Source organism: Streptomyces durmitorensis (genome assembly GCF_023498005.1).
Classification (GTDB): domain Bacteria; phylum Actinomycetota; class Actinomycetes; order Streptomycetales; family Streptomycetaceae; genus Streptomyces; species Streptomyces durmitorensis.
On sequence record NZ_CP097289.1, the window covers coordinates 6,997,128 to 7,020,137 of the forward strand.

The 23,010-nt window shown below is 70.8% G+C and carries 20 protein-coding genes; 13 read left to right on the forward strand and 7 right to left on the reverse strand.

Annotation, left to right across the window (positions count from 1 at the left end; translation table 11 throughout):
- Nucleotides 1-13: 13 nt before the first annotated feature.
- Both M4V62_RS31185 and M4V62_RS31190 read right to left on the reverse strand, forming a co-directional pair.
- Nucleotides 14-487, reverse strand: a complete 474-nt coding sequence (locus tag M4V62_RS31185; protein WP_249590527.1) for a PaaI family thioesterase — start codon at nucleotides 485-487, stop codon at nucleotides 14-16.
- A gap of 46 nt (nucleotides 488-533) precedes the next feature.
- Nucleotides 534-2,813, reverse strand: coding sequence for an FdhF/YdeP family oxidoreductase (locus M4V62_RS31190; RefSeq protein WP_249590528.1), 2,280 nt, complete (start codon nucleotides 2,811-2,813; stop codon nucleotides 534-536).
- Between the two features lie 122 nt (nucleotides 2,814-2,935).
- Here M4V62_RS31190 and polA point away from each other — a divergent pair, with 122 nt between their 5' ends.
- From polA to pgfA, 5 genes are all read left to right on the forward strand, one after another.
- Nucleotides 2,936-5,677 carry a DNA polymerase I gene (gene polA, locus M4V62_RS31195; protein WP_249590529.1) on the forward strand — a complete coding sequence of 914 codons (2,742 nt, stop codon included), beginning with the start codon at nucleotides 2,936-2,938 and terminating at the stop codon, nucleotides 5,675-5,677.
- 191 nt (nucleotides 5,678-5,868) lie between these two features.
- Nucleotides 5,869-6,867 carry a serine hydrolase gene (locus tag M4V62_RS31200; RefSeq protein WP_249590530.1) on the forward strand — a complete coding sequence of 333 codons (999 nt, stop codon included), beginning with the start codon at nucleotides 5,869-5,871 and terminating at the stop codon, nucleotides 6,865-6,867.
- 137 nt (nucleotides 6,868-7,004) lie between these two features.
- Complete coding sequence (locus tag M4V62_RS31205; RefSeq protein WP_249590531.1) at nucleotides 7,005-8,711, forward strand: lytic transglycosylase domain-containing protein; 1,707 nt, start codon at nucleotides 7,005-7,007, stop codon at nucleotides 8,709-8,711.
- Nucleotides 8,712-8,914: 203 nt separating this feature from the next.
- The gene (locus M4V62_RS31210) at nucleotides 8,915-9,049 is read left to right on the forward strand and encodes an SPW_0924 family protein (protein WP_249590532.1); all 135 of its coding nucleotides are present in this window, start codon (nucleotides 8,915-8,917) and stop codon (nucleotides 9,047-9,049) included.
- A 14-nt stretch (nucleotides 9,050-9,063) separates the two neighbouring features.
- Nucleotides 9,064-10,056, forward strand: a complete 993-nt coding sequence (pgfA, locus tag M4V62_RS31215; protein ID WP_249590533.1) for a cell envelope lipid trafficking protein PgfA — start codon at nucleotides 9,064-9,066, stop codon at nucleotides 10,054-10,056.
- Here the strand turns inward: pgfA and hrpB are convergent.
- Complete coding sequence (hrpB, locus tag M4V62_RS31220; RefSeq protein ID WP_249590534.1) at nucleotides 10,046-12,637, reverse strand: ATP-dependent helicase HrpB; 2,592 nt, start codon at nucleotides 12,635-12,637, stop codon at nucleotides 10,046-10,048. The two genes, pgfA and hrpB, sit on opposite strands and share 11 nt — an antisense overlap.
- A gap of 4 nt (nucleotides 12,638-12,641) precedes the next feature.
- Nucleotides 12,642-13,472, reverse strand: a complete 831-nt coding sequence (locus M4V62_RS31225; RefSeq protein ID WP_249590535.1) for a class I SAM-dependent methyltransferase — start codon at nucleotides 13,470-13,472, stop codon at nucleotides 12,642-12,644.
- Nucleotides 13,473-13,869: 397 nt separating this feature from the next.
- Between M4V62_RS31225 and rpsA the strand changes: the two genes are divergently transcribed.
- On the forward strand, nucleotides 13,870-15,393 hold the full coding sequence (gene rpsA / locus M4V62_RS31230) for a 30S ribosomal protein S1 (RefSeq protein WP_249590536.1): 1,524 nt from the start codon (nucleotides 13,870-13,872) through the stop codon (nucleotides 15,391-15,393).
- 164 nt (nucleotides 15,394-15,557) lie between these two features.
- Here rpsA and M4V62_RS31235 read toward each other — a convergent pair whose 3' ends face one another.
- Nucleotides 15,558-16,541 carry a right-handed parallel beta-helix repeat-containing protein gene (locus M4V62_RS31235; protein WP_249590537.1) on the reverse strand — a complete coding sequence of 328 codons (984 nt, stop codon included), beginning with the start codon at nucleotides 16,539-16,541 and terminating at the stop codon, nucleotides 15,558-15,560.
- A gap of 249 nt (nucleotides 16,542-16,790) precedes the next feature.
- Between M4V62_RS31235 and M4V62_RS31240 the strand changes: the two genes are divergently transcribed.
- From M4V62_RS31240 to M4V62_RS31255, 4 genes are all read left to right on the forward strand, one after another.
- Complete coding sequence (locus M4V62_RS31240) at nucleotides 16,791-17,729, forward strand: PAC2 family protein (RefSeq protein ID WP_249590538.1); 939 nt, start codon at nucleotides 16,791-16,793, stop codon at nucleotides 17,727-17,729.
- Nucleotides 17,730-17,782: 53 nt separating this feature from the next.
- Entirely contained in the window at nucleotides 17,783-18,385 is a 603-nt protein-coding gene (gene coaE, locus M4V62_RS31245; protein ID WP_249590539.1) for a dephospho-CoA kinase, read from the forward strand.
- A 12-nt stretch (nucleotides 18,386-18,397) separates the two neighbouring features.
- Nucleotides 18,398-18,781, forward strand: coding sequence for a DUF3592 domain-containing protein (locus tag M4V62_RS31250; RefSeq protein WP_249590540.1), 384 nt, complete (start codon nucleotides 18,398-18,400; stop codon nucleotides 18,779-18,781).
- Nucleotides 18,782-18,961: 180 nt separating this feature from the next.
- Nucleotides 18,962-19,351 (forward strand): tetratricopeptide repeat protein, encoded by a 390-nt coding sequence (locus M4V62_RS31255; RefSeq protein ID WP_249590541.1) that lies wholly within the window; start codon nucleotides 18,962-18,964, stop codon nucleotides 19,349-19,351.
- Nucleotides 19,352-19,376: 25 nt separating this feature from the next.
- Here M4V62_RS31255 and M4V62_RS31260 read toward each other — a convergent pair whose 3' ends face one another.
- Nucleotides 19,377-19,682 (reverse strand): DUF6343 family protein, encoded by a 306-nt coding sequence (locus tag M4V62_RS31260; protein ID WP_249590542.1) that lies wholly within the window; start codon nucleotides 19,680-19,682, stop codon nucleotides 19,377-19,379.
- Nucleotides 19,683-19,919: 237 nt separating this feature from the next.
- Between M4V62_RS31260 and M4V62_RS31265 the strand changes: the two genes are divergently transcribed.
- From M4V62_RS31265 to M4V62_RS31275, 3 genes are all read left to right on the forward strand, one after another.
- A complete protein-coding gene (locus M4V62_RS31265; RefSeq protein WP_249593084.1) occupies nucleotides 19,920-20,822 on the forward strand; it encodes an acyltransferase domain-containing protein in 903 nt (300 codons plus the stop codon).
- A 70-nt stretch (nucleotides 20,823-20,892) separates the two neighbouring features.
- Entirely contained in the window at nucleotides 20,893-21,585 is a 693-nt protein-coding gene (locus M4V62_RS31270; RefSeq protein ID WP_249593085.1) for a class I SAM-dependent methyltransferase, read from the forward strand.
- A 136-nt stretch (nucleotides 21,586-21,721) separates the two neighbouring features.
- Nucleotides 21,722-22,222: a DoxX family protein gene (locus tag M4V62_RS31275; RefSeq protein ID WP_249590543.1), complete on the forward strand. Its 501-nt coding sequence runs from the start codon at nucleotides 21,722-21,724 to the stop codon at nucleotides 22,220-22,222.
- 91 nt (nucleotides 22,223-22,313) lie between these two features.
- Here M4V62_RS31275 and M4V62_RS31280 read toward each other — a convergent pair whose 3' ends face one another.
- Nucleotides 22,314-22,787: an RNA-binding S4 domain-containing protein gene (locus tag M4V62_RS31280; protein ID WP_249590544.1), complete on the reverse strand. Its 474-nt coding sequence runs from the start codon at nucleotides 22,785-22,787 to the stop codon at nucleotides 22,314-22,316.
- Nucleotides 22,788-23,010: the final 223 nt, after the last annotated feature.

Consider the following 23,010-nt stretch of genomic DNA (forward strand, 5'->3'; position numbering starts at 1 on the left):
GCCTTCAACTCCCTCAGCCGGCGGTGCCGTTGGGCTGAACCTCGCGCAGCAGACAGGTCAGCCGCGCGGTGCACACCCGCTTGTCCTGCTCGTCGGTGATGACGATCTCGTACGTCGCCGTGGAGCGGCCCCGGTGCACGGGCGTCGCCACGCCGGTGACCAGGCCCGAACGCGCCCCGCGGTGGTGGGTGCAGTTCAGGTCGACGCCGACGGCGAGCTTCCCGCTCCCGCCGTGCAGCATCGAGCCGACCGAACCGAGGGTCTCGGCGAGGACGGCGGACGCGCCGCCGTGCAGCAGGCCGTACGGCTGGGTGTTGCCCTCGACCGGCATGGTGCCGACGACGCGGTCGGCGGAGGCCTCGACGATCTGGACGCCCATCCGGACGCCCAGATCCCCGGCGGAGAACAGGGCGGGCAGGTCGATGCCGAGCGCGGCGTACTCGTCGATGACCTCTTGCGGGAACTTCACGCTGTGCTGCTCACCCATGGGGCCCGGCTCCGTTCTTCGTCCTCACCAGTCGCTGAGCGAACGCTCAGTCGGTGCCTGATTGTTCCAGGCGCACGACGACGGACTTGCTGGCGGGGGTGTTGCTCGTGTCGGCCGTCGCATCCAGCGGGACCAGGACGTTCGTCTCCGGGTAGTACGCCGCGGCACAGCCACGGGCGGTGGGATAGTGCACGACCCGGAAACCGGGCGCGCGCCGCTCGACGCCGTCCCGCCACTCGCTCACGAGGTCCACGTACGACCCGTCGGCGAGGCTCAGCTCGCGGGCGTCGTCGGGGTTGACCAGGACGACCCTGCGGCCGTTCTTGATGCCCCGGTAGCGGTCGTCCAGGCCGTAGATCGTGGTGTTGTACTGGTCGTGCGAGCGCAGCGTCTGCAGCAGGAGGCGGCCCTTCGGCAGGGCAGGGAACTCCACCGGCGCCGCGGTGAAGTTCGCCTTGCCGGTGGCCGTGGGGAAGCGCCGCTCGTCGCGCGGGGCGTGCGGCAGGGCGAAGCCCGCCGGGTCGGCCACGCGCGCGTTGAAGTCCTCGAAGCCGGGGATCACGCGCGCGATGCGGTCGCGCACCGTGGCGTAGTCCTTCTCGAACTCCTCCCAGGGGGTGGCCGATTCGGGGCCGAGGACGCGGCGGGCGAGGCGGCACACGATGGCCGGCTCGGAGAGCAGATGCGGGCTCGCGGGCTCCAGACGGCCGCGCGAGGCGTGCACCATGCCCATGGAGTCCTCGACGGTCACGAACTGCTCACCGCCGCCCTGAAGATCCCGCTCGGTGCGGCCGAGCGTCGGCAGGATCAGCGCCCGCGCGCCCGTGACGGCGTGCGAGCGGTTCAGCTTCGTCGACACGTGGACGGTCAGGCGGGCCTTGCGCATCGCCGCCTCCGTCACCTCCGTGTCGGGCGACGCCGCCACGAAGTTGCCGCCCATCGCGAAGAACACCTTCGCGTCGCCGTCCCGCAGCGCCTTGATCGCGCGCACGACGTCCAGGCCGTGCTCGCGCGGCGGCGCGAAGCCGAACTCCTTCTCCAGGGCGTCCAGGAAGGCCGGAGCGGGCCGTTCGAAGATGCCCATCGTGCGGTCGCCCTGCACGTTCGAGTGTCCGCGCACCGGGCACACGCCCGCGCCGGGACGGCCGATGTTGCCGCGCAGCAGAAGGAAGTTGACGACCTCGCGGATGGTCGGCACGGCGTGCTTGTGCTGGGTCAGGCCCATCGCCCAGCACACGACGGTGCGCTTGGAGGCAAGCACCATGGCGAGCGCTTCCTCGATGCGGTCGCGGCTGAGACCGGTCGCCGTCAGCGTCTCGTCCCAGTCGGCGTCCCGCGCGGCCTCGGTGAACTCCTCGTACCCATGGGTGTGTTCGCGGACGAACTCCTCGTCGACCGCGCCCTCCGTGTCGAGGATCAGCTTGTTGAGCAGCCGGAACAGGGCCTGGTCGCCGCCCAGGCGGATCTGCAGGAAGAGGTCGGTCAGGGCGGTGCCCTTGAACATGCCCTGCGGGGTCTGCGGGTTCTTGAACCGCTCCAGGCCAGCCTCGGGCAGCGGATTGACCGTGATGATCTTCGCGCCGTTGTTCTTCGCCTTCTCCAGGGCGGAGAGCATGCGCGGATGGTTCGTGCCCGGGTTCTGCCCGGCGACGATGATCAGGTCCGACTTGTAGAGGTCCTCCAGGAGGACGCTGCCCTTGCCGATACCGATGGTCTCCGTGAGGGCGGAGCCGGACGACTCATGGCACATGTTCGAACAGTCGGGCAGATTGTTCGTGCCCAGCTCGCGGGCGAACAGCTGGTAGAGGAACGCCGCTTCGTTGCTGGTGCGGCCCGAGGTGTAATAGACGGACTCGTCCGGACTGTCCAGGGCGGCCAGTTCCTCGCCGATGATGTCGAAGGCCCGCTCCCAGGGCACGGGTTCATAGCGCTCGGCGCCCTCCGCCAGATACATCGGGTGGGTGAGGCGGCCCTGCTGCCCCAGCCAGTACCCACTGCGGGTGGCGAGGTCGGCCACGGGGTGCGCGGCGAAGAAGTCCGGGGTGACGCGGCGCAGCGTGGCCTCTTCGGCGACCGCCTTCGCGCCGTTCTCGCAGAACTCCGCCTTGTGCCGGTGCTCCGGCTCGGGCCAGGCGCAGCCGGGGCAGTCGAAGCCGTCCTTCTGATTGACCCGCAGCAGCGTCAGCGCCGTGCGGCGCACGCCCATCTGCTGCTGGGCCATGCGCAGCGTGTGCCCGATGGCGGGAAGCCCCGCCGCGGCGTGCTGCACCTCGGCGACCTGCGGCGCGTCCTGGACCGGATCACCCTTGGGCGACTTCCTTGCCATGATCGGCTCCCCTTCGAGCACGTGCGTGAGCTACGCCTTCGATCCTCCCACGCGGCAGTGACGGCGCGGTCGCGGGTGAGGGTTGGGCCTGAGTGTCAGTGGGGCGTGGCAGGATCGGGGACGTGGCAGAAAAAGCAGCGAAGAAGAAGTCCGAGACCGCGACGAAGCCGAGTGGCGAGCAGCGTCCGCGCCTGCTCCTCATGGACGGGCACTCCCTGGCCTATCGGGCGTTCTTCGCGCTGCCCGCGGAGAACTTCACGACCGCGACGGGCCAGCCGACGAACGCGATCTACGGCTTCGCGTCGATGCTGGCGAACACCCTGCGCGACGAGGCGCCCACGCACTTCGCGGTGGCCTTCGACGTCTCGCGCAAGACGTGGCGCTCCTCGGAGTTCCCGGAGTACAAGGCGAACCGCTCCAAGACCCCGGACGAGTTCAAGGGCCAGGTCGAGCTGATCGGCGAGGTCCTGGACGCGATGAACGCGGTGCGGTTCGCGGTGGACGGCTTCGAGGCGGACGACGTCATCGCCACGCTCGCCACCCAGGCCGAGGCGGCAGGATTCGACGTCCTGATCGTCACCGGCGACCGCGACTCCTTCCAGCTGATCACCGACCACGTGACGGTGCTGTACCCCACGAAGGGCGTCTCCGAGCTGACGCGCTTCACGCCGGAGAAGGTCGAGGAGAAGTACGGCCTCACGCCCAGCCAGTATCCCGACTTCGCGGCCCTGCGCGGCGACCCGTCGGACAACCTCCCCGGCATCCCCGGAGTCGGCGAGAAGACCGCCGCGAAGTGGATCAACCAGTTCGGCTCCTTCGCGGACCTCGTCGAGCGCGCCGAAGAGGTCAAGGGCAAGGCCGGGCAGAACTTCCGCGACCACCTGGACGCGGTGAAGCTCAACCGCCGCCTCACGGAGATGGTGCGCGACGTCGAGCTCCCCAAGGCGGTCACCGACCTGGAGCGCGCTCCGTACGACCGCACGGCCCTCGCCCTGGTCCTGGACACCCTGGAGATCCGCAACCCCTCGCTGCGCGAGCGGCTCCTGGCCGTCGACCCCGGCGCGGAGGAGGCCGACCAGACCCCGGCCGAGCCGGGCGTGGAGCTGGACGGCTCGGTGCTCGGCGCGGGTGAGGTCGCGCCGTGGCTCGCCGAGCACGGCAAGGCGGTCCTCGGCGTGGCCACGGTCGACACCTGGCAGCTCGGCACGGGCTCGGTGACCGAGGTCGCCCTCGCCGCGGCCGGTGGAGCGGCGGCCTGGTTCGACCCGACCGGCCTGGACGAGGCCGACGAGAACGCGTTCGCGGCCTGGATCGCCGACCCGGACAAGCCCAAGGTCCTGCACAACGCCAAGGCCACGATGCGGGTCTTCCCCGAGCACGGCTGGAGTGTGGACGGCGTCACCATGGACACGGCGCTCGCCGCGTACCTGGTCAAGCCGGGCCGCCGCTCCTTCGCCCTGGACGCCCTGTCCCTGGAGTACCTGGGCCGTGAGCTGGCCCCCGCCGGCGCGGCCGACGGACAGCTCGCCTTCGGCACGGAGGAGGACGACCAGGCCGAGGCCGAGTCGCTGATGGCGCAGGCCCGCACGATCCTCGACCTGGGCACCGCCTTCGGGGAGAAGCTGAAGGAGGTCGGCGCCGGTGACCTCCTGACGGACATCGAACTGCCGACGTCCATCCTCCTGGCCCGCCTGGAGCGCCACGGCATCGCGGCGGACCGCGCCCATCTGGAGGCGATGGAGCAGCAGTTCGCCGGCGCGGTGCAGCAGGCGGTGAAGGAGGCGCACGAGGCAGCGGGCCACGAGTTCAACCTCGGCTCGCCCAAGCAGCTCCAGGAGGTCCTCTTCGGCGAGCTGAACCTCCCCAAGACGAAGAAGACCAAGACCGGGTACACCACGGACGCGGACGCCCTGGCCTGGCTCGCCGCCCAGACCGAGAACGAACTGCCGGTCATCATGCTGCGCCACCGCGAGCAGGCGAAGCTGCGCGTCACGGTCGAGGGCCTGATCAAGGCGATCGCCGCGGACACCCGCATCCACACGACGTTCAACCAGACGGTCGCGGCGACGGGCCGCCTGTCCTCCACCGACCCGAACCTCCAGAACATCCCGGTCCGCACGGACGAGGGCCGGGCGATCCGCCGCGGCTTCGTGGTCGGCGAGGGCTTCGAGTCCCTGATGACCGCGGACTACAGCCAGATCGAGCTGCGCGTGATGGCCCACCTCTCCGAGGACGAGGGCCTCCTGGAGGCCTTCAGCTCGGGCGAGGACCTGCACACGACGGTCGCCTCCCAGGTCTTCTCCGTCGAGGGCTCCGCCGTCGACGCCGAGATGCGCCGCAAGATCAAGGCCATGTCGTACGGCTTGGCGTACGGCCTCTCCGCGTTCGGTCTCTCGCAGCAGCTGAACATCGAGGCGGGCGAGGCCCGTTCGCTGATGGACACCTACTTCGAGCGGTTCGGCGGCGTACGCGACTATCTGCGCCGAGCCGTCGACGAGGCCCGCGCGACGGGGTACACGGAGACGATGCTGGGCCGCCGCCGGTATCTCCCCGACCTCAACAGCGACAACCGCCAGCGCCGCGAGATGGCCGAGCGGATGGCCCTGAACGCGCCCATCCAGGGCACGGCCGCGGACATCGTCAAGATCGCCATGCTGAACGTGCACCGCGCGCTCACGGAGGCGAAGCTCGACTCCCGCATGCTGCTCCAGGTCCACGACGAAATCGTCCTGGAGATCGCTCCGGGCGAGCGCGCCAAGGTCGAGGAGCTCGTCCGTCGCGAGATGGCGGGCGCGGTGTCGCTGCGGGCCCCGCTGGACGTGTCGGTGGGCGTGGGGGCGGACTGGGAGTCCGCCGCGCACTGACTGCGTCGGGCTTGAGCACACCCTCGGGCGCACCGGAGATCACCGGCTCCGCCGAGTTCGTCCTCACACGCCGGACGGGCTGGAACATCCAGCCCGTCCGGCGTGTGAGGACATCCTGTACAGAACTCCGCTCTCACCCTTGTGGCCCTCGCCCCCGAGCCCCGCAAAGATGCCACGGCCACGATGACCGCATGGCCCTTCACCTGCGAAAGTGCCGCATAGCGATAGCCACGGCACTGCTCACCACCCTCCTCACCCCCCTCCCGGCGACCGCCGCTCACGCCAGCGCGGCGCAACGCGCGCAACGCGCGGCCTCCTGCACAGCCCGCAGCGATTCCGCCCTCGCCGCCCAGCTCTCCCGCGACATCCGCGCCGTCCTGACCGCCCGGCGTGGCACCGTCTCCGTGGCCCTCCACGACCCCGCGACCGGACTCAGCTGCACCTTCGGCAGCAGCCACCGCTACGACACCGCGAGCGTCGCCAAAGTCATGATCATGGAGGCCGCCCTGCGCCGCGCACAGGACTGGGGGCGCGGGCTCACCGCCTGGGAGCGCCGCAAGATACGCCCGATGATCATCCGCTCGGACAACACCGCGGCCCGGCGCCTCTTCGACGACCTGGGCCAGTCCTACATCGCCCGCTTCCTCGGCCGCGCGGGCACCACGGCCACCACGCTCAACCCCTACGGCCTCTGGGGCCTGACCCGCACCTCCGCGGCCGACCAGCTCCGCCTCCTCGGCGTCCTCACCGGAGCCAGGGCCCGCGCCCTGCTGAGCCCGACGTCACGTGCGTACGGCCTGAAGCAGCTGAACGAGGTGCGGCGCGACCAGCGCTGGGGCGTGCCCGCCGGAATGCCGCGCGGCACCAAGGCGTACCTCAAGAACGGCTGGCTGCCCCGGTCCACGCACGGCTGGCGGGTGCACAGCATCGGCGCGTTCACCGGAACCGGCGCACAGAAGGGCGGCCGTACGTACCGCATCGCCGTTCTCTCGCACGACAACCCCACGATGAAGTACGGAGTCCGTACCATCGAACGCGTTGCCCAGGTCGTGCACCGCGCGCTCAACAAGGGCCGCTCCGCGGCGCAGGAGCTCACTCCGGAGAGCGAGATCAGCGAAGTGCCCGACGGATCGGTCCCGACCGAGGCCCTGCCCGAGGCCCCGCCCGAACAGGACGAGGCCAACCGGTGAAAATCGGGCACGAACGGGTGTCTGGGCGCCGTAAGTTGTCGTAGTGTCGCCTGAGTCGGCCCGCTGGGGAGCACAACGGGGAGCACAACAGAGCGGGCGGCGACACACACAGTCGTCAAGGGGAGGGGTTCACGGTCATGGCGGCGGTATTCGGCAGGCGGTTGCGCAGGGGAGCGGTGACCACCGCGGTGGCAGCCGCGGCGGTGGCGGCGCTCGCGGCGTCCCAGGCCCCGGGCGTGACGGACGTCCCTCGCGACGAGCGGGCGGGGGCATCCGGCGCCACGCCGCCACCCGAGAACTCCGCGACCGGCAACTCCCCCTATTACACCGACCTGCCGCCCCTGAACACCCCGGTCCCGCCGACCGGAGCGCCCAACGGCGGCGACGACGAGACCGAGGCGGGCCTCCCGGCCACGGTCCTCGACGCGTACAAGCAGGCCGAGGCGTCCCTCGCCACCTCCAAGCCCGGCTGCAAGCTGCCCTGGCAGCTGCTCGCCGCGATAGGCAAGGTCGAGTCGGGCCAGGCGCGTGGCGGTCGCGTGGACGCGAACGGCACGACGCTCGCACCGATCCTCGGCCCGGTCCTGAACGGCAACGGCTTCGCGAAGATCACCGACACCGACGGCGGCGCGTACGACGGCGACAAGACGCACGACCGCGCGGTCGGCCCCATGCAGTTCATCCCCTCGACGTGGGACACCTGGGCGCAGGACGGCAACGCGGACGGCAAGAAGGACCCGAACAACATCTACGACGCCGCGCTCGCCGCAGGGCGCTATCTCTGCGCGAACGACCGCGACCTGTCCGTCGACGCCGATCTGCGCAAGGCGATCCTCAGCTACAACCGCTCGACGGACTACCTGAACACGGTCCTGTCGTGGCTGGAGTACTACCGCAAGGGCACCCACGAGGTCCCCGACGGCACGGGCGTCCTGCCGAACGACCGCAGCGACAGCAACGGCCCGAGCACGAGCCCGAGTCCCACGCCCCCGGCGTCCGGTTCGCCCTCGCCCTCGCCGAAGCCGTCGAAGCCCTCCAGGCCCGGCGACGACAAGCCGTCCGAGCCCGGCAACGGCGGCGGCAGCGGCAGCCCGTCCACACCGCCGTCGACCGGCGGTGGCTCCGAGACCCCGAAGCCCACCCCTCCGCCCACCGACCGGGTCGCGAGCCTGAAGGACGCCGGCACCGGCAAGCTCTCCGCGACGGCGGGCGACGCCTTCGCCGAGCGCGTCGAGGTGCGCACGCAGTCCGCGTCGGGCTCGGCCGTGGCCAAGGCCAAGGTGAGGTTCGCGATCGTCGGTGACACCGACGCGCGCTTCCCTGACGGCGCCACCAGCGCGACCGTCACCACGAGCGCCGCGGGCAAGGCCACCGCCCCGGCGCTCAAGGCGGGCGAGAAGACGGGTGAGTTCACGGTCAGGGCCACGGTCGTCGGCCGCTCGCTGCCCGGCCTCGACTACACGGCGACGGTCACCGCGCGTCAGGCCGACACCCTGGCCAGGACCAGCGACAAGGCGCTGACCTGCGCGCCGGGCGGGGAGTTCGCCGACCAGGTCGAGGTCAAGGCGACGTACAAGGGAGAGGCCGCCGACCGCGTCGCGGCCACCGCGACCATGATCAAGTCGGCGGCCGACGCCACGGCCAACGACAAGGGCCCGTACTTCAAGGACGCGGACGGCAAGCCGGTCCGCACCCTCAAGGCCCTGAAGACGGACGCGAACGGCGTGCTCAAGCTCCCCAAGATGTACGCCGACGACGCGGCGGGCACGTACCTGCTCCGCGTCACCACCGCGGGCGGTGCGACGCTCACGGTCGAACTGAAGGTGGCGGCACCCGCGGCCTAGCCGCACGCACAGCACGCACACACAGCACAACCGCACATCCTGAACGCAACGCTCCTGCGCCCGCTCGGCGCAGGGGCGTTCGTGTGTGTGCAACGTGTTCTCATCTGGCCGCCGCGTTGCTACGGTGCCCCAGCCCTGACGCCCTGTCAGTTCATGGCCGGCGTCCAGGACACCGTCAGATTTCCCGCCTCGGGAGGATCCGCATGCGCGCTCTCATCGCCGCCGCGACCGGTCTTGCCGTCGCCTTCGCCCTGGTCCTTGCGATCACGGCGATGGGGGCCCCGCCCGGCGAGACATCGCCCGAGCCGCTGCTCACCACCGTCCCCAAGCACCCGTAGGGAGGGCCGCCGCGATGCGCCGCAAGGCCAGCCTGATCCTGCTCGCCTTCGCCGTGTTCTTCACGGCGATGTCCCCGCTCATGCGCTGGTACGCCTTCCCGCGCCTCGCCAAGATCCCGCCGAGCCAGTACCAGGAGGCGGTCCTGGAGGCGAAGAACCCGACGCTCATCGACTACGGCTCGATGAAGGCCAAGAAGGTCGACAAGGTCACCATCGTGCAGACGCTCAAGGGCAACGTGGAAGCGTCCGAGAAGATCGAGAAGACGGCGGACCGCGACGTCGTCGTCTGGGACGCCCTCTCCTACGTCCAGGACGCCGACGGCAAGATGGTCTCCAAGGTCCCCGAGCGCTACATATTCGACGCGCACAGCCAGGAACCGGTGCACGCGAAGGGCGAGATGGTCGACGGCGATGCGGTCAAGCGCGAGGGCATCGAGTTCAAGTGGCCCTTCCTGACCGAGAAGCGGGACTACGAGTACTTCGACGCGCAGGCCCGCGTCACCAAGCCCATCCACTACAAGGGCACGCAGACGTTCCGCGGCGTGGACGTCTACTACTTCGAGCAGACCATCCCCTGGACCAAGGTGCCCTTCCCCAAGACCATGCCGGTCAAGGGCATCACCCCGGAGTCCCTCGCCAAGACGGGCACCACGCGCTGGTACACCACCGTCCGCAAGTTCTGGGTCGACCCGACCACCGGGGCGCCGGTCTACGGCGAGGAGATCCAGAAGAACGAGCTGCGCGGCGGCACGCTCCTTGGCGGCCGCGACAAGGTCACCGTGTTCGAGGGCCACGTGAAGATGCGCGAGGACTACATCGAGAGCACGGTCGACCTGGTGAAGTCCCAGCGCGTCCTGGTGCTCCTCCTGACGTCCTATCTCCCCTGGGGCTTCCTGGGCCTCGGCCTGCTCCTGCTCGCCCTCTCCCTGTGGCTGGAGGCCCGCAGCCGCAGGCCCGGTGATCCGGAGGCCACGGCGGCGCCAGAGCCGGAGCCGGTCAACGCCTGAGCCGCGCGTTGGTGAACCGCGTCGCCTGGGCCGCCGCCGGATCCTCCGGCCACGGATGCTTCGGATACCGCCCGCGCAGCTCCGCCCGCACCGCCCGGTAGCCGTCCCGCCAGAAGGAGGCGAGATCGGCGGTGACGGCGGCGGGGCGTCCGGCGGGGGACAGCAGATGCACGAGGACGGGCACACCGCCGTCCGCGATCCGCGGGGTCTCGGCGAGCCCGAACATCTCCTGCAACTTCACGGCGAGCACGGGCTGTTCGGGATCGGAGTAGTCGATCCGGATCCTGGAACCGCTGGGCACGGCCACCCGCTCCGGAGCGAGCGCGTCGAGCCGGGTGGCTTCGCCGGTCGCCCACGGCAGGAGCCGGCCCAGCGCCTGTCCCGCGTCGATGCGCCGCAGGTCGGCCCGGCGCCGCGCCTTCGACAGCTCGGGCTCCAACCACTCGTCCACGCGCGCGTGGAGGGCGCTTTCGGAGACGTCGGGCCAGGGAGCCCCGATATGCCGGTGCAGAAAGGCGAGCCGCTCCCGCAGCTCCCGGGCGCCCTGGGACCAGTGCAGCAGTGAGGTCCCCTCCTCCTTGAGCCCGGCCAACAGCCCTTCGCGTACGAGTCCGGGGGCGGGCTTCTTGAGGGGCCGCACCGCCAGCTCCACGGCACCGAGCCGCTCGACGTGGCGTGCGACGAGATCCCCGTCCGCCCAGGCGACCTCGTCCCCCTCGCTGTACAGGGACGCCGCCGCGCTCCGGGCCACGTCCCCGTCGATGTGCCCGCCGAGCAGCACGCGCGCGTGCCCGGCACCCACCGGCCGGTCGGCCACGGCCACGGTGATCCACTCCGCCCCGCTGAGCGCGGACCCGGCCCGCACCTCGGCGCGGGTCCCGTTCACCATGAGATACGCGCCGTCCCCACGCCCCTGGGCAACCCGCTCGGGGAAGGCGAGCGCGGCGACAAGTCCGGCGACGCGGTCGTCGCTCATGCTGTTCGCATCGGCTGCGGGGTTCCGGGCGGGCGGGTGGGTGAGGTCTTTCGCCGAAGTTTCCGGCGACGGCGTACCAGCTCCCGGCGGCGACGGTGCCCCTGCTGCGGCAAGCCTCCGCACCTCCGTGCGCCACCGCGCCGCGTACCCGTCCCCGCCCCGCCGGGCAGCGCGCCACGCCGCCGCGATGTCGTCCCCGTACTCACGCGGCGGCTCCTCGCTGAGGAGGGCCACCACCTCCGCCGCGCGGCGCGCCCCCACGAGGGGCGCCGCGTCGAGCAGGGCCCGCGCCAAGCGGGGGTGCAGCCCCACCCGCGCCATCCGCGCGCCCCGCTCCGTGACCCGCCCCGACTCGGCGGACACCGCCCCGACCGCCGTCAGAACGGCACGCGCCGCCGCCATCGCGCCACCCGGCGGGGGATCGAGCAGGGCGAGACCAGAGGCGTCGGGATCGCCCCAGCAGGCCGCCTGCAGGGCGAACGCGGAAAGGTCGGCCAGCTTGATCTCCGGTGCCGGAAAGCGCGGCAGACGGGCGTCCTCCGCCTCCGCCCAGCACCGGTACACGGCCCCCGGCGCCTCACGCCCCGCGCGGCCCGCCCGCTGCCGGCCCGCCGCCTGCGAAGCCCGTACCGTCGTCAGAGCGCTCAGCCCGCGCGCATGGTCGACGCGCGGCTCACGCGCGAGCCCGGAGTCGACCACGACCCGCACCCCGGGCACCGTCAGGGACGACTCCGCCACCGACGTCGCGAGGACCACCCGGCGCGCACCCTCCGCCGAGCCCGCGAGCACCGCGTCCTGCACCGCAGCGGGCGCCCGCCCGTGCACCTGGAGCACCTCCGCCGGCGCATCCCCCAACTGCCCTGCCACGCGCGCGATCTCGCCGACCCCGGGCAGGAAGCACAGCACGTCCCCGTCCCGCTCGGCCAGCGCCCGCCGCACCACCGACGCCACCTGCGTGAGCAGCGCCGGATCCACCCGCATCCCGTGCGGCGGCCGCACCGGACGCGAGGGCGGTGCCCAGACGACCTCGACCGGGTAGGAGGTGCCCTGCGCCTCCACCACCGGAGCGTCCCCGAGGATCCGTGACCAGCCCTCCGCGTCCGTCGTCGCGGACGCGGCCACCAGGCGCAGCTCGGGCCGCAGCGCGGCCCGCACGTCGACCAGGAACGCCGCGACGGTGTCGGCGTCGAGATGCCGCTCGTGGCACTCATCGATGATCACCACGTCGACACCGGTCAACTCCTGGTCCCGCTGCAGCCGTTGCAGCAGGACACCCGTGGTGACGACCTCCACGCGCGCGCGTGGGCCCACCACCCGCTCACCGCGCACCGTGTACCCGACGCTCTGTCCGACCTTCTCGCCGAGCAGCCACGCCATCCGCCGCGCGGCGGCCCGAGCGGCGATGCGCCGGGGCTCGGCGACCACCACACGTCGTACAGGCCCGTCCCCGAGAAGCCCGGCCAGGGCCAGCGGCACCAGCGTCGTCTTGCCCGTGCCGGGAGGCGCGCACAGCACGGCGCTGCCCGGCCCCTCCAGAGCGGAACGCAACGCGGGCAGCGCGCTGCGTACGGGAAGGTCCAGGGCTTCGTTACGGAGACGGATCACGCACTCAGTCTCGTACGCAGACGTAGATCGCCGTCCCCGGGATCAGATTCCCGCGCAGCGGGGACCAGCCGCCCCACTCCTGGGTGTTCCACGCGGGCCACTCCGGCTCCACCACGTCGACGAGTCGGAGACCGGCCGCCACGATGTCCCGCACCCGGTCGCCGAGCGTCCGATGGTGCTCCACGTAGACGGCGTTCCCGTTCTCGTCCTGCTCCACATAAGGAGTGCGGTCGAAGTACGAGGCCGCGACCGAGAGCCCCTCGGGGCCCGGCTCGTCGGGGAAGGCCCAGCGCATCGGGTGCGTCGCCGAGAACACGAACCGGCCGCCGGGCCGCAGCACGCGGTGCACGTCCTTGAGTACCCGCACCGGATCGGCCACGAACGGCATCGCTCCGTAGGCCGAGCACACGAGGTCGAAGCTGCCGTCCGCGAACGGCAGCGCCCCCGCGTCCGCCTCCACCAGCGGCACGCCGCCGCCGATCCGCAGCGCGTGCTGAAGCTGCCGGTGCGAGAGGTCGAGGGCGACCGGACGCGCGCCCTGCGCGGCGAGCCAGCGCGAGCACTGCGCCGCACCCGCGCCGATCTCCAGGATGTCCTTGCCCTTCAGCTCCTCGGGCGGACCGAGCAGCTCGGCCTCCACCTCGTCGAGTCCTTCAGGACCCCACACGAACCGGTCGTCACCCAGGAAGGTGCCGTGCTCGATCTGGTAGTCGTCCGCGTTCCTGTCCCACCAGCCACGATTGGCGCGGCTGCTCTCCGTGACGTCGGCGTCACGGCGGGTGGCTTCCGGTTCGGGCGTCTCGTGCAGCTCGGACTCTTGGATGATCGGCTCCATCGTCGTACTCTTCCGTCTGGCTTGATACGGCTCGTCGCGGCGGGACAGTGGCGAGGCGCCGAAAGTGGTCGCGGCAGGGCGCTGTGCGGCCCGTGTGGCCTCATGCGACAGCATTTGTGCCGGGTATGCGGCGTTCCGCCCCGGGTGTGCGCCTTCGCGCATTGACCCTGTCCGGCTGCCCCCGTATGCTACAAGTTGCGCTGCGAGCCTGCCTTCCTCAGACATAGCAGGATGCGCTCGCATCTGTTGTATGTCCCCTCGGTTGTCGAGGCGCCTTCCGTTTCTCCGGAAACTCAGGAATCGGCGCTTCCCAGGCTGTCCGGCTTCTTCAGAGCGAAATCGGCTCCGGCGCTAGCAGTACCTACGACTCACCGTCCGTACCGGAGCCCTTACCCACATGACGAGCAGCACCGAGACCACCGCTTCCACCACCCCGCAGGTAGCGGTCAACGACATCGGTAACGAGGAAGCCTTCCTCGCCGCGATCGACGAGACGATCAAGTACTTCAACGACGGCGACATCGTCGACGGCGTCATCGTGAAGGTCGACCGGGACGAGGTCCTGCTCGACATCGGTTACAAGACCGAAGGCGTCATCCCCTCCCGCGAGCTTTCCATCAAGCACGACGTCGACCCCAATGAGGTCGTCGCCGTGGGCGATGAGATCGAGGCTCTTGTTCTCCAGAAGGAGGACAAGGAAGGCCGTCTCATCCTGTCCAAGAAGCGCGCACAGTACGAGCGCGCCTGGGGCACGATCGAGAAGATCAAGGAAGAGGACGGCATCGTCACCGGCACCGTCATCGAGGTGGTCAAGGGTGGTCTCATCCTCGACATCGGCCTCCGTGGCTTCCTGCCGGCTTCCCTCGTCGAGATGCGCCGCGTCCGCGACCTCCAGCCCTACGTGGGCAAGGAGCTCGAGGCCAAGATCATCGAGCTGGACAAGAACCGCAACAACGTGGTCCTGTCCCGCCGTGCCTGGCTCGAGCAGACCCAGAGCGAGGTCCGCCAGACCTTCCTCACGACCCTGCAGAAGGGCCAGGTCCGCTCCGGCGTCGTTTCCTCGATCGTCAACTTCGGTGCGTTCGTGGACCTCGGTGGCGTCGACGGTCTCGTGCACGTCTCCGAGCTTTCCTGGAAGCACATCGACCACCCCTCCGAGGTTGTCGAGGTCGGCCAGGAAGTCACCGTCGAGGTTCTCGACGTGGACATGGACCGCGAGCGCGTGTCCCTGTCGCTCAAGGCGACGCAGGAAGACCCGTGGCAGCAGTTCGCCCGTACGCACCAGATCGGGCAGGTTGTTCCCGGTAAGGTCACCAAGCTCGTTCCCTTCGGTGCGTTCGTGCGCGTCGACGAGGGCATCGAGGGTCTGGTCCACATCTCCGAGCTGGCCGAGCGCCACGTGGAGATCCCGGAGCAGGTCGTCCAGGTCAACGACGAGATCTTCGTCAAGGTCATCGACATCGACCTCGAGCGTCGTCGCATCAGCCTCTCGCTGAAGCAGGCCAACGAGGCCTTCGGCGCCGACCCGTCGGCCGTCGAGTTCGACCCGACCCTGTACGGCATGGCCGCGTCGTACGACGACCAGGGCAACTACATCTACCCCGAGGGCTTCGACCCCGAGACCAACGACTGGCTCGAGGGCTTCGAGTCGCAGCGTGAGGTCTGGGAGACGCAGTACGCCGAGGCGCAGACGCGCTTCGAGCAGCACCAGGCCCAGGTCATCAAGTCCCGCGAGGCCGACGCCCAGGCCGAGGCCGAGGGTGCTGCGGCTCCCGCGTCCTCGACCGGCACCCCGGCTGCCGGTGGCAGCGGTGGCGGCGGCGGTTCGTACTCCTCGGAGTCGGACGACAACTCCGGCGCCCTGGCTTCGGACGAGGCGCTTGCCGCGCTTCGCGAGAAGCTCGCAGGTGGACAGAGCTGAGGCTCGCCCCTAGGCGGTACAGCTGAACACTGCGGGCCCGCATCTCTTCGGAGATGCGGGCCCGCAGTGCGTTTGCGCCCCGGGGTTCGACGTCGTCCCCGGGCCCGGTGGGGGCTTGGCGCGCAGTTCCCCGCGCCCCTGACGGGGCGCTCCCTGTCGGGGGCCTACGGCGTGACCGTGATGTTCGTCAGGCCCTTGCCGCCCGTCACTGTGTTGCTCGCGTACACCGTCGTCCTGCAACTGCCGCTGAAGTTCGTCACGTTGATCGCGAGCTGCTTGTCGCCCGTCGCGCCGGACAGGGTCGACCTGTTGCCGCGGAAGACCGTGCCGCAGCCCCAGCCGGACTGCTGGCTGTGGGTCTCGTAGCCGTTGTTCGTGGTGTTCTTGCCGGTGTTGTTCTCGATGACGTAGTTGTTGCCCTTCACGTCGATCCACGAGTCGTCGTAGTTGTTGCCGGTCAGGCCCTTGCCGTCGAAGGTGTTGCCGGTGACCTTGCCGCCGGTGGTGCCTTCCTTGAGGTCGATGGCCTCGCCGCCCACGTCGGGGCCGATCGTGTTGTTCAGGATCTGTACGTTGTCGCTCTTGTCGCTCACGCCGCCCGCGCTGCCCACGTAGACGCCTTCGCCCATGCCGCGGCCGTCGTTCCCGGTGTCGTAGATCCTCGACCCCTTGATGACGCCGTCGGTGCTCGACTTCCGGAAGTGGACGCCCTCCATGTCGAGGCCGTGGACCGTGACGGTGTCCACAACGACGCTCTTCGCGGAGTCGATCATGATGCCCTTCTGGCCGCCGGTGACGGTGATGCCCTTGACCGTCCAGTAGGAGGCGCCGTTCAGATGCAGGCCGTATCCGCCGCCCGCCGTGAGCACCGCCTTCGAGGAGCCGGTCAGCGTGATGCGGGAGCCCGAGCTCGCGGCGGTGCTCGTCTTGAAGTTGCCGGTGTACGTGCCGTCGGCGAGGTGGATCGTGTCGCCCGGGGAGGCGCCGGCGAGCGCGGACTTGAGCTCGGCGGCCGTGGAGACCTCGATGGTCCCGGTCGCCGTCGGTGCGGGGGAAGCGGTGGCCACGACGGCCAGGCCTCCGGTGGCGGCCGTCGCGACGAGCGCGGAGGCGGAGACGGAGATGAGCAGGGTGCGTCGGGTGCGCATGTGGGGTGACCCTCCGGTTCTAGTACGTGAACACTGGGTGTGCATCTGAACGTAGAGGCGGGGCATGTCCGCGTCAAGGTCTGGACCAGGCCGGTGAACTCGGCTTCCCGCAAAGGGGGTTCACGCATACGAACCCCTCGGCGCACGTGACACAAGAAGCCGCTGTGAAGAAGCCCGGGAGGGAATGTCCACGCCCTTGCGCGCGTTCTGCTGTACGAGTCACGAAGAAGAGGGCGAGGAGCGGTCACAGTGCTTGATCCGCAGGATTTGTACGCATGGGAGCCGAAGGGTCTCGCCGTCGTCGACATGGCGCTCGCGCAGGAGTCGGCCGGACTGGTCATGCTCTACCACTTCGACGGCTACATCGACGCGGGCGAAACCGGCGACCAGATCGTCGAGAGCCTCACGGACAGCCTGCCCGGCCAGGTGGTGGCGCGCTTCGACCACGACCGGCTCGTCGACTACCGCGCGCGTCGCCCGCTGCTCACGTTCCGGCGCGACCGCTGGACCGACTACGAGGTGCCCACGCTCGACGTGCGGCTGCTCCAGGACGCCACGGGCGCGCCCTTCCTGCTGCTCTCCGGGCCCGAGCCGGACGTCGAGTGGGAGCGTTTCGCGGCTGCGATCACGCAGATCGTGGAGCGGCTCGGCGTACGCCTCTCGGTGAACTTCCACGGCATCCCCATGGGCGTGCCGCACACCCGCCCCGTGGGCCTCACGCCGCACGGCAACCGCACCGACCTGGTGCCGGGGCACCGCAGCCCCTTCGACGAGGCGCAGGTGCCCGGCAGCGCGGCGTCGCTCGTCGAGTACCGCCTCCTGGAAGCGGGCCACGACGTGCTCGGCGTCGCCGCGCACGTCCCGCACTACATCGCGCGCTCCGCGTACCCCGACGCCGCTCTCACGGTCCTCGAGGCGATCACCGCGGCGACGGGCCTCGTGCTGCCGAGCGTCGCGCACGGCCTGCGCACCGAGGCGCACCGCACCCAGACCGAGATCGACCGGCAGATCCAGGAGGGCGACGAGGAACTGGTCGCCCTCGTGCAGGGACTTGAGCACCAGTACGACGCCGCGGCGGGTGCCGACGCGCGCGGCAACATGCTCGCGGAGCCCGTGGACATCCCGTCGGCCGACGAGATCGGCAAGGAATTCGAGCGCTTCCTCGCCGAGCGCGAGGGCGACGCGTAGCCGGGACGCAGTCGGGAGGGCGGAGCGTAACGCCACCCCCTAAGCTGCCGGTCATGCTGAAGGTGGGCCTGACCGGCGGTATCGGCGCCGGCAAGAGTGAAGTATCGCGTCTCCTCGTCGCGTCGGGAGCCGTCCTGATCGACGCCGACAAGATCGCGCGAGAGGTCGTGGAGCCGGGAACCGAGGGCCTGGCGAAGGTCGTTGACGCCTTCGGGCAGGAGATCCTCGCTCCGGACGGCACCCTCGACCGGCCGAAGCTGGGCTCGATCGTCTTCGCCGACCCCAAGAAGCTGGCCGTACTGAACTCGATCGTGCACCCCCTGGTCGGCGCCCGCTCCGCCGAGCTGGAGGGGGCGGCCTCGCAGGGCGCGGTGGTCGTGCACGACGTGCCGCTGCTCGCGGAGAACGGCCTGGCGCCGCTGTACGACCTTGTGGTCGTCGTCGACGCGAGCCCCGAGACACAGCTGGAGCGTCTCGTGCGGCTGCGCGGCATGAGCGAGGAGGATGCCCGCGCGCGGATGGCCGCTCAGGCGACGCGCGAGAAGCGTCTGGAGATCGCGGACATCGTGATCGACAACGACGGCCCGCTGGAGGGCCTGGAGCAGCGGGTCGGCGCTGTATGGGCGGACCTCGCGCGGCGGGCGCGCGAGGCCTAGAAGGAGGCGGGAGTGGTCGTACTGGCGGTGTTCACCGCTCTGGGCGGCCTGGTCGCGCTGCTTGCCGGTGCGTACGGCCTGCGGCAGACCCGGCGCATCACGGACCTGGGCGAGGTGACACAGGCCCTGGTCAAGGCGGTGCAGCCGGGGGCCGAGCGGCCGACGCTGCAGTTCGAGACGGGGGACGGTCGGGTCGTCGAGGTGGTGTCGCCGGTGCCGCCCAGCAGGAGGGCGCCGCTCGCCGCGGGCGACCGGGTGCGCATCGCGTACGACAGCGACGACCCCCGGGAGACCGTCGTGCTGGGGCGTGAGCGCAGGGGCATCGACCGGGGGTTCGTGGCGGCGGGCGCGGCGGTGCTGGTGCTCGGTCTCGTGCTGACGGCCCTGGCGCTGTGAGGGGCGGGACGCTGTGAGGGGCGGGACGCTGTGAGCGGCGGGACAGGGGCGCGGGCAGTGCGTGGCGGGTGCCGGAGTGTGGGGGCAGGGAGTGTGGGGGCCGCGCCCCTGGGGAGAATGGACGGAATAGGCGTCGGCGTGACGGGCGTTGACACAGAGCAGCGAGGGAAGGAGTCACGCGTGCCCGAAATTACCCCGGAGACCCATGTCATCGACTTCCGTGCGGCGGAGCAACTCCTTGCCGCGCGGGATCCCCGAGGCGCGGTGAAGCTGCTCGACACGGTCATCGCGGCCCACCCCGAGAACACGGCGGCGCGGCTGCTGCGGGCCCGTGCCTTTTTCGCCGCCGCTCAACTGCGCGCCGCAGAGCTGGAGTTCAGCATCGTCCTGGAGCGCGAGCCGGACAACGCGTTCGCCCATTTCGCCCTGGCCCGCACGTACGAACGCGCGGCGCGGCCCGACCAGGCCCGCCGCCACTTCCGCCTCGCCGCGGCGCTCGACCCGCAGCCGGAGTATCTGGCGGCGGCGCGCTTCGACGACGACGGCGACGCCGCGGGCGCCGAGGGCTGAACCGCCCCCGGACCCCCGCGTCCGGCTAGCCCGTCCGGCCCGTCCGCCCGGTCCGCCCCGTCCGCCCCGTCCGCCCGGTCCGAGGGGGCTCGTACGGAGGGATGTCGCGGCCCGGCTGGTAGTGCGGGCCCTGGTGGATGTGGTGCAGGATCACCGCCATGTCGGCGGTGACGATCAGCCAGAGCACTCCGCAGGCGAGCGCCCACTCGGGGCGGCCCACGAGGGCGAAGGCGACGGTGCCGAACGTGGCCCAGATCAGGCCCCACACGCTGAACCAGAAGCGCATGCGCAGCGGACTGCGCGCGGTCACCGGTTCACTGCCTGTGCGCATCACGAGAGGTCATCTCCTCCCTCTCCACCCTCTCCACCCTGTTCCCTGGGCGTCTCCACCTTCAAGGATCCACCCGTGGGTGGTGGACCGGAAGGGCCGGAGGCTTCAAGATCGTAGATGTGTCGATCGGGGGGTAGGGCTGTGCTGGACGTACTGAGGAACCGGGCGAGGACGGACGAGCGGCTCGCCGCGTGGCTGCGGGATCTGGAGGGCATGGAGGAGCCGCGGGCCGAGGCGGTGCTGCCCTCTGCCGAGGCGCTGCCGGACGTGCTGCTCGACCTGGCCGTGCCGCACGAGGACATCAACGACCTGCTGGCCCTGCGCGGGCGGCTGGCACAGGACCCGGAGGCGCGGTGGCTGCTCGACCGTAGCGTCGCCGGGACGGTGCGGGACATGGGCAAGCCCGGCGCTGGTCCCAAGTACGCTGCTTTGCCGGTGGAGTTGGGCTCTCTTGGGGCTTACTTCTACGTGTACGTCTTCGTGGCGACCCTGCCGTACGTACGCGCGTATCATCGCAGCCGCGGCATCCCGGACGACGTCTCCCGGCATACGCTCGCCGACCTCGGACGGCACATCGCGGTGCACCGCAGGGCGCGCGGTGGTCCCGGTCTGCTGCACCCGAGCTGGAACTCCCTGCATTTCCGGGGCGAGCTCTATCAACTGGGGCGGCTGCAGTTCCAGCGCGCGGTGCTGGGCGAGCGGATGGGCGGGGCGGTGGCTGCGGCGGGGCATTCCGCGAGCCGGGGGGACCTCTGTCTGAACCTCCACATCACCGACTTCCGGGGGCCGCTGTCCCCGGAGGCCTGCGACCGGTCGATGTGGCTGGCGGGGGAGTTCTTCGCGCGGCACTTCCCGGAGGAGCGATATGAGACAGCCGTGTGCCACTCCTGGCTGCTCGATCCGCAGCTGAAGCGGTATCTGCCGGCGGATTCGAACATCGTCCGCTTCCAGGAGCGCTTCCGCCTCGCGGACGGGTATGAGCGGGAGCCGGACGATATTGCTCCCGTCACCTTCGTCTTCGGCGACGGGGACCTGCCCGTGGCCGAACTGCCGCGGCGGACAAGGGTGGAGAGGGCCGTGGGGGACCACTTGAGGGCGGGAGGCCACTGGTATGGAGGGCATGGCTGGTTCCCGCTGTAGACCACGGGGCCACGGGGAGAGGTGGGAACGGGCCCTCGAAGCGCTTCGTTGACGGGGCATGACTGCTGAGATGCGTGAGGGATACGAGGGGACGGGCCCGGGAGCGATCACGCCGGACGGCTGCGCGGTGGACCTGTACGCGCGCCTGACCGTCGGGGACGAGCCCGATGTCATCGCCGGTGCGGTGCCGGCCGGGGCGCACATTCTGGAGCTGGGCAGCGGTGCGGGGCGGGTGACGCGTCCGCTGCTGGAGCGGGGGTTCCGGATCACGGCGGTGGACGAGTCCCCCGAGATGCTGGAGAAGGTGTCCGCGCTCGACGGGCGGGTGCGCACGATCCGAAGCCCGATCGAGAAGCTCGAACTGGACGAGCGGTTCGAGGTGGTGATGCTCGCGTCGTTCCTCGTGCACACCGGCGACGTGTCGGTGCGCCGCGGGATGTTGCGGGCCTGCCGGAGCCATGTGACAGACGACGGCTGTGTGCTGATCCAGCGGGAGGGCGCGGACTACCACACGAATCTGCCGAGGGAGCGGGTCGACCCCGGTGGGTTCACGGTGCGGATCCTGTCCGCGGAGCCGGTGGGGGACGGGGTGAACGAGGTGCGCGCGGAGTACGTCTTCCCGGACGCCGTATGGACCCAGACGTTCCGCGCCCGGCCGCTCACGAAGGAGCAGTTCGAGCAGGCGCTGGAGGAAGCGGGGCTGAGGGTCGACAAGTACCTCACGGAGGACGGGACTTGGGTGCGGGCGGTGCCGGTGCGCTGACAGTGGGCTGGTAGGGGGCTGCGGGCGGCGGGCGGCGCCCGGCGGAGATGGTGTGCTGCCGGGCGATGAGTTCCGCGGGGCGGGCCGGTCTATCCCGGTGACAGCACAACAGCCCCTGCGCACCGAGGAGATCACCATGACCACGGCCACCACCGCCCCCAGCACCTCCGTCCCCAGCACCTCCGCCCGCACCGCCACCACCGGGAGCTCCGCGCCTGCCGGGCGTCGCTCCGTCCGCATCACGCTGCGCACGATCCAGGTTGTGCTCGCCCTGTTCTTCGCTCTCGCCAGCGGGGCTCCGAAGCTGATCGCGCACCCCACGGCGGTCGAGGCCTTCGAGCGGCTCGGGTGGGGCGATCCGGGGATGTACGCGATCGGCGCGCTGGAGGTGCTCGGCGGGATCGCGCTGCTGGTTCCGGTGCTCAGTTCCGTCGGCGCGACGGGTCTTGTCGGGCTGATGGTCGGCGCGTTCATCGTGAGCGTGACCGCGCTCGGCGGGGAGAACGCCGCCACGCCGCTCATCCTCATCCTGCCGCTCGCATGGATCGCCTGGGCGCGGCGCGGGCAGAACGCGGAGCTGGTCCGCCTCCTTCAGCGACGAGGCGCGGGACGACGAGGCGTGGGACGCGGCGAGTGAAAGGCGCCGCAACGGGGTGGAGTTCCGTCCCCGTGTCGAGGGCTCACCGGGCAGCGCCGGGTGGGCCCTCGGTGCGGCGACGAAGCCGTGGCTAGCCCTCGCCCCGCAGTCGTTCCATCTCCCGGCGGTCGCGCTTGGTGGGGCGGCCCGTTCCCCTGTCGCGTACGCCGGCGGGGGCCACGGCCTCGCGGGGCGGCGGGGGAGGGCTCTTGTCGACGTAGCACTCGACGGCCACCGGAGCGCCCACGCGCTTGCGGATGAGGCGTTTGACGACGACGACGTTTTCGCGGCCGCCCGCGTGGCGCAGGCGTACCTCGTCGCCGACGTGCACGCCGTAAGCGGGCTTCACGCGCTCGCCGTTGACCCGCACATGGCCGCCCTTGCAGGCCGCCGCGCCCATGGAGCGGGTCTTGACGAGGCGTACGGACCAGATCCAGGCGTCGATCCGCACGGAACCCCCGCTACCGCCCGCGCCACCGCCACCGCCCGCACCTGCACCCGGGCCTGCCGGAGCATCGCCGGCTCCGTTGCCGTTGCCGCCACCGCCTGAAGTCTCCGAAGCCATGCCCCGACCTTAATGCCTGCCGGGCGGTTCATGGCGGGGCTCGTGATGCCCGGCGAACGGCCTCGCGGCACGGCAACTCACCCGGCAGGCGTTGTGCGGTCAGGCAGGCGTGGTGCGGCAGCAGTGCGGCATCCCCGGCCGCACGGCGAGCCGTTCGGAATCCGTTCCCCTCGGAGTCTGATAATTCGGGCTAATCACCACAAAGCCGGATGCAGACCCAGGG

Bases quoted from the DNA above. Each gene is read 5' to 3' on its own strand.
- rpsA (WP_249590536.1), top strand. From the start codon at position 13,870: ATGACGAGCAGCACCGAGACCACCGCTTCCACCACCCCGCAGGTAGCG.
- M4V62_RS31235 (WP_249590537.1), bottom strand. From the start codon at position 16,541: ATGCGCACCCGACGCACCCTGCTCATCTCCGTCTCCGCCTCCGCGCTC.
- M4V62_RS31185 (WP_249590527.1), bottom strand. From the start codon at position 487: ATGGGTGAGCAGCACAGCGTGAAGTTCCCGCAAGAGGTCATCGACGAG.
- M4V62_RS31270 (WP_249593085.1), top strand. From the start codon at position 20,893: ATGCGTGAGGGATACGAGGGGACGGGCCCGGGAGCGATCACGCCGGAC.
- pgfA (WP_249590533.1), top strand. From the start codon at position 9,064: ATGCGCCGCAAGGCCAGCCTGATCCTGCTCGCCTTCGCCGTGTTCTTC.
- M4V62_RS31280 (WP_249590544.1), bottom strand. From the start codon at position 22,787: ATGGCTTCGGAGACTTCAGGCGGTGGCGGCAACGGCAACGGAGCCGGC.
- M4V62_RS31205 (WP_249590531.1), top strand. From the start codon at position 7,005: ATGGCGGCGGTATTCGGCAGGCGGTTGCGCAGGGGAGCGGTGACCACC.
- coaE (WP_249590539.1), top strand. From the start codon at position 17,783: ATGCTGAAGGTGGGCCTGACCGGCGGTATCGGCGCCGGCAAGAGTGAA.
- M4V62_RS31275 (WP_249590543.1), top strand. From the start codon at position 21,722: ATGACCACGGCCACCACCGCCCCCAGCACCTCCGTCCCCAGCACCTCC.
- M4V62_RS31210 (WP_249590532.1), top strand. From the start codon at position 8,915: ATGCGCGCTCTCATCGCCGCCGCGACCGGTCTTGCCGTCGCCTTCGCC.
- M4V62_RS31260 (WP_249590542.1), bottom strand. From the start codon at position 19,682: ATGCGCACAGGCAGTGAACCGGTGACCGCGCGCAGTCCGCTGCGCATG.
- M4V62_RS31190 (WP_249590528.1), bottom strand. From the start codon at position 2,813: ATGGCAAGGAAGTCGCCCAAGGGTGATCCGGTCCAGGACGCGCCGCAG.
- M4V62_RS31200 (WP_249590530.1), top strand. From the start codon at position 5,869: ATGGCCCTTCACCTGCGAAAGTGCCGCATAGCGATAGCCACGGCACTG.
- M4V62_RS31225 (WP_249590535.1), bottom strand. From the start codon at position 13,472: ATGGAGCCGATCATCCAAGAGTCCGAGCTGCACGAGACGCCCGAACCG.